General features: G+C 56.9%; 6 protein-coding genes. 2 read left to right on the top strand and 4 right to left on the bottom strand.

Translation table 11 applies throughout. From position 1 onward, the window contains the following. Window positions 1–160: 160 nt before the first annotated feature. A complete protein-coding gene (locus ACNKID_RS10270) occupies window positions 161–778 on the top strand; it encodes a fibronectin type III domain-containing protein (protein WP_417913339.1) in 618 nt (205 codons plus the stop codon). A 123-nt stretch (window positions 779–901) separates the two neighbouring features. Beyond that, window positions 902–1,708, top strand: a complete 807-nt coding sequence (folP, locus tag ACNKID_RS10265) for a dihydropteroate synthase (protein WP_417913338.1) — start codon at window positions 902–904, stop codon at window positions 1,706–1,708. Window positions 1,709–1,766: 58 nt separating this feature from the next. Here the strand turns inward: folP and ACNKID_RS10260 are convergent, their stop codons facing one another. The 4 genes from ACNKID_RS10260 to ACNKID_RS10245 all read right to left on the bottom strand — a co-directional run bounded on the left by ACNKID_RS10260 (window position 1,767) and on the right by ACNKID_RS10245 (window position 5,011). Further along, complete coding sequence (locus ACNKID_RS10260; RefSeq protein WP_417913337.1) at window positions 1,767–2,063, bottom strand: hypothetical protein; 297 nt, start codon at window positions 2,061–2,063, stop codon at window positions 1,767–1,769. Between the two features lie 294 nt (window positions 2,064–2,357). Next, window positions 2,358–2,774, bottom strand: a complete 417-nt coding sequence (locus ACNKID_RS10255; RefSeq protein WP_417913336.1) for a YkgJ family cysteine cluster protein — start codon at window positions 2,772–2,774, stop codon at window positions 2,358–2,360. Further along, a complete protein-coding gene (elbB, locus tag ACNKID_RS10250) occupies window positions 2,771–3,430 on the bottom strand; it encodes an isoprenoid biosynthesis glyoxalase ElbB (protein WP_417913335.1) in 660 nt (219 codons plus the stop codon). Before elbB ends, ACNKID_RS10255 begins: the two co-directional genes overlap by 4 nt. 576 nt (window positions 3,431–4,006) lie before the next feature. After that, window positions 4,007–5,011 carry a Gfo/Idh/MocA family oxidoreductase gene (locus ACNKID_RS10245; protein WP_417913334.1) on the bottom strand — a complete coding sequence of 335 codons (1,005 nt, stop codon included), beginning with the start codon at window positions 5,009–5,011 and terminating at the stop codon, window positions 4,007–4,009. Window positions 5,012–5,056 lie beyond the last annotated feature (45 nt).

Below are 5,056 nucleotides of genomic sequence, written 5' to 3'. Positions count from 1 at the left end.
ATAAGAAAAATCTGGCGCAGAATTTTCCCGCAAGGCATTTGCATCTTGCAATAGAACGAATTTTGTTTCATCGTTGCTTTGAACGCAGCTTCATGGTGGAGCTGCGCGCCGCGCCGCTGCCCAGCGCAGCACGGGACAAATCAAACCAAGAGGAAGTGCCATGAAATTCCCGCATCGTGATGCAGACCTCATCGCCTTAGTCCAGAAAATCATTGTCGGGATGACCGGAAACCCGGACTATCCCTCGCCGCCGCTTTCACCGGCTGAGCTGCGCACTATGTTGGATGCGTTCATTGCCGCAAGCGATGCGCAGGCATTGGCCCAGTCTGCGTCGCAGCAGGCTACAGAAAGCAAGCAGAACACGCGCAACATCGTGGTTGGCGGCGCAAAAGCCATGCTGGATTATGCCGTAAACGCAGTGCATGGCAACGATGCCAAGCTGACAGCACTGGGCTGGGGCAGACGTGCGCCTCGGACACCGCATGTGGTGCAGCTGCCTGGCCAGCCGCGCAATCTGCGGGTGACAGAGCAGAGCGAGGGGTCTCTGACCATCGCTTGGGAAGAAGCACGCGACGGCGATGAGGCCGCCTGTTACAAGGCTGAATACCGCACGCTGGGCGGCGAGACTGGAAGCAGCTGGCGGATTGTCGGCACTGCGGTTGCAACAGAGCTGACGCTCAAAGACCAGGAGCGCGGCAAGGTGCTGGAATATCGCATCATCGCCATCAACAAGGCTGGCGACAGCCTGCCGAGCAATACGGTGACGGTGGTGTTGTAAGCGACACGGGCGGGCCGCGCGTCCGCCTGTGAAAAATCATTTTTATTGCATAGGATTCAGCGAAGTCAGAAGCTGAGCTGGTAAAATGAGAATGCACACTTTTCGCCGCGCAAGGAGCCAATAATGAAGAAACCCCAGCTCATGGGCATTCTCAATGTCACGCCGGATTCCTTTTCCGACGGCGGCAGCTTTTTTACTGCGCAGAGCCTTCTCCGGCAGGCTGAGCGGCTGCTGGCTGAGGGCGCGGACATCATCGATATCGGCGGCGAATCCACCCGGCCTTTTGCCCAGCCGGTTGCAGAAGAAGAGGAGCTGCGTCGGATTGTTCCGGCAATTGAGGCCGTGCGCTCGCTTTCGGCGGCTGTTCCGATCTCCATCGACACCACCAAGGCCGCTGTTGCCCGCGCCGCGCTGGCCGCCGGAGCGACGATGCTCAACGACATTTCCGCCCTCCGCCACGATCCGGCGATGCTTGACGCAGCCCGCAGCTTTGACGGCCCAGTGATCATCATGCACATGCAGGGCACGCCCGGCAACATGCAGCGTGATCCGCAGTACAATGATGTGGTGCGGGAAATTTGCGCTTTTTTTCAGGAGCGGACAGCGTGGATGGAGGCGCAGGGCATACGCCGGGAGCGGATCATCCTGGATCCGGGCATCGGTTTCGGCAAGACGCTGGAGCACAATCTGGCGATCCTGCGCAAGATCAGCGCGTTCAAACAGCTCGGCTTTCCGGTGCTGATCGGCCATTCGCGCAAGTCTTTTCTCGGCAAGCTGCTCGGTCTGCCGACTGAGGAGAGAGACTGGGCAACGGCCTTAGTTTCCGCGCTTTGCGCCAAGCAGGGAGCGGACATGCTCCGGGTGCATGACGTGGCGAAAACTGCGGCTGCTCTGCGGCTGGCCAAGGAGCTGGAGCCGCAGGCGGCATAAAAAAAAGCCCGTCTGCGTAAAGGCATGACGGGCGGGCCACAGGACAGAAGCCGAAAGGTCACGGCTCAAGCACGTCCGCAACTTTATGTTCAGGATTCAGTTCGCACGGACCCTTGCGCGGCACGGTATAGACTTCAGCCACATACTTTCCCTTTTCTTGTTCCGGCAGGATGCGGACTTGCGTGCTGGCATCCATCCATCCCTCGCCGTCCCATTGGCTGGCGGCCTTCATGCCAGCTTCCAAGGCCTCAGCCGGAGTATTTCCGTAGACTCTGACGCATTTTCCAGCGAACACTGGAGTCCCAGCAAGAAGCATAAAACTGACTGCGCAAGCGGCGGCAAGCAATTTCTTCATGATCGTATTCTCCCTTAATAATTGAACATGCGCCCCAGCATGTTCTTTGAAGGGTCAGCCCTTCTTTTTTGTTATTGATAATCATTCCTAATTTAAGGATACAAAAAAAGAAGGGCCTTGTCAAATTGCTGCGGATTCCGCTTTACTTGCTGAAACGAATGCAGTTTAATAATGCCGTGTAAAGTACAAAAAATAGTACTTGTATTTGAATCAGAGAGATATCTGTAAGAACAGACTTTTTCTGTTTCTTATGCGAACACCCAAAGTTGCTGTTTAGCCACCACCTGAAATTTATCAGCAGAGCAGCAGCCTGTCCTGTTCCAGCAGCTGGCGGAGGACGGCACAGAACTCCTCCCAGCTCAAGTGCTGGTTCATGCCGGGGCAAGATTCGCGGATGGTGCGGAAGTTGTTTTCATCCGTGAGAATGCTCGGATGCAAGGGCCACTGGCCGCAGCGCCACGGGCGGCCTTCATGCACCGTGCAGCCTTGCTCTGGGCTGTAGAAAATGCAGTGATGGTCAACGATCTGCATCTGCACCACGCCTTTGGTCACGCGCCAGTATTTCTCCTCGACCTCTTGCCGGGACAGACCGAGCTTGGCAATCATCCGCGCCTGATCGTCCGCATCCAAAGAAACTGTGGTTTCACCCTGACAGCAGCCGCCGCAGCGGGCGCAGGTAAAAATATCAGCCAAACTGACTGCTGCGCTCATCGTTTCATCAGCTCCAGCATGGCTTGAATCAGCTTGTCCGCACCTTCAGCGATCTGGTCAATGCGTGAATCAAGCATGTAGCAGGGTGTGGTCACAATCTTGTTGGCCCGATCAATGACGATTTCGCCGTGCAAGGTCGGGGCGTGAATGCCGCCCATCTTGGCGATGTTCGCGGCGGCGGAAGCGTCTTGCCCGGCAGTGACGGTCACGCCGCCCAGGACTTTTGCCAAAATGACCGGGGCGATGCAAAGTGCGCCAATCGGCTTGCCCGCCGCGTGCATGGCTTTAACCGCCCGTGCCACGTCAGGATTAACCGCGCAGTCAGGGCCGTCAAAGGCGTAGGTGCAAAGATTTTTCGCCGCGCCGACTCCGCCGGGAATGACCAAGCCGTCAAAATCAGCGGCGTTGAACTGCGCCAAATCCTTGATCTTGCCGCGAGCGATGCGGGCGGATTCAATCAGCACGTTGCGCTGCTCCGGCATTTCCTCGCCGGTGAGATGGTTGAGGACATGATGCTGCGTCACATTCGGGGCAAAACAGCGGTGCTCGGCTCCGTTCTTGTGAACGGCCCAAAGGGTCAGCGCGGCCTCGTGTATTTCCGAGCCGTCGCGGTGGCCGCAGCCGCAGAGGATGACGGCGAAGGTTTTAGGGGGCATGTGTTCTCCTAGTTTTTGCTGTAAACGAAGAAAAGCAGTTACGGCTGGCGCAAGAGGTCTTTTAACCAAGACTGTTTGGCCGACCTGATCCACCAGATTGTTTCCCTCCGGTCGCAAAGAACGCGGCGTTCAGCGTGTCTCTTGCGCTTTTCCGCACTGTTTCAAGGGATTGAAGTGACGCATCCTGCGCTGGCAACGCCCTGTTTCACGTTTGAATCACTCAAATTCCAATTGGAATCAGGGCAATTCACATTGGAATCATGCCGTTTCCAGTTGGAATCGCCTCAATGTCGGCAGGAATCGTGTCAAAGTCAATTGGCATTGGGGCGATTCCGATTGGAACCAGGCCGATTCACATTGGAATCAGGCTGATTCCAACTGAAAATGGGGCAATTCCAGTGTGAATCGTGTCAAAGTCAATTGGAATCAAGGCAATTCCAATTGACTTTGACACGATGGAAGCGTGAAACGGGGCAGGGGCAACCGTGAAAGCACCTGTGTGATGCAGGGGTGAAAAAGTTTTCCCCTCTGCCCAAGTTGCGGCTGACGCAAGAGGTCCAGTGGAAATTCCCCGCCTCACGGCTCATTGGCAAAACCGAAATTCCCTTCCGCGCTGAGGAGATGGGCGAAGCGGTCTTGGTTCTCCCGGATCTGCCGGATGACATCCAAGGCGATTTCCAAGGCCCGGCGGCCCTCGCGGCCTGAAACAGTGGGCTGCCGCCGCAGCCGGACGTTGTCGACAAACTCGCGCAGCTCCAGCTCCAGCACGTCCTGCTCTTGAAAGGCGTGCTTGGAAATCTCCGGCAGGGGGAAACTGCCGCCTTCCTGCTTGAGCCGTACATCCATCACCTCTTTTTTGCTGAAATCCACGGCCAAATAACGGCCCGGCTGAAAAATCCGCATCTTGCGCACATTGTCCAAAGAAATCCGGCTCACCGTGATGTTGGCGGTGCAGCCGTTCTCAAAGACTATGCGGGCGTTGGCGATGTCCGTGAGCTGGGTGACCACCGGTGCGCCGACGGTGTGAATGCTCTGGATCGGCGAATTGACCATCGACAAGATAATGTCAATGTCGTGGATCATCAGGTCGAGAATCACATCCACGTCCGTGCCCCGGTTCTTGAAGACCGAAAGCCGGTGCGCCTCGATGAAAAGCGGATTGTTCAGCAGCGGCTGCACGGCCAGCACCGCCGGATTGAAGCGTTCCAGATGGCCAACCTGCAAGATGAGCTGTTTCTCTTCGGCCAGGCGAATGAGCGCGTCCGCCTCGGCCAAGGTGACGGTCATCGGCTTTTCCAGCAGGATGTCAACGCCCCGCGCCAGGCAGTCCAGAGCCACCCGGTGATGATGCACGGTCGGCACGACGATGGAAACCGCATCCGTCTGCTCCAGCAGCTCCCTGTAATCCATGAATGGCACAGTGCCGCATTCCTTGGCCACAGCCTCAGCCCGTGCTGGATCGACATCCGCCACTCCGGCCAGCTCCACGCCCTCCATCGCCGCGTATTTCTGCGCATGGAAGCGGCCCAGATAGCCAACTCCAATCACTCCGACCCGTATACTGCTTTTGTCCTGTTTCATGCTTCAAATGCCGAGATAGGCTGTTTGCACCGCTTTGTTGCTGAG

It is taken from the genome of Candidatus Electronema sp. TJ, assembly GCF_048287355.1.
Taxonomy (GTDB): Bacteria; Desulfobacterota; Desulfobulbia; order Desulfobulbales; family Desulfobulbaceae; genus Electronema.
Note: the sequence above shows the minus strand (reverse complement) of the source record. Positions and strands in the feature narration are given on the sequence as shown.

Coding starts and splice junctions, on each gene's coding strand:
- ACNKID_RS10260 (WP_417913337.1), bottom strand. CDS start 2,063: ATGAAGAAATTGCTTGCCGCCGCTTGCGCAGTCAGTTTTATGCTTCTT.
- ACNKID_RS10245 (WP_417913334.1), bottom strand. CDS start 5,011: ATGAAACAGGACAAAAGCAGTATACGGGTCGGAGTGATTGGAGTTGGC.
- ACNKID_RS10255 (WP_417913336.1), bottom strand. CDS start 2,774: ATGAGCGCAGCAGTCAGTTTGGCTGATATTTTTACCTGCGCCCGCTGC.
- folP (WP_417913338.1), top strand. CDS start 902: ATGAAGAAACCCCAGCTCATGGGCATTCTCAATGTCACGCCGGATTCC.
- elbB (WP_417913335.1), bottom strand. CDS start 3,430: ATGCCCCCTAAAACCTTCGCCGTCATCCTCTGCGGCTGCGGCCACCGC.
- ACNKID_RS10270 (WP_417913339.1), top strand. CDS start 161: ATGAAATTCCCGCATCGTGATGCAGACCTCATCGCCTTAGTCCAGAAA.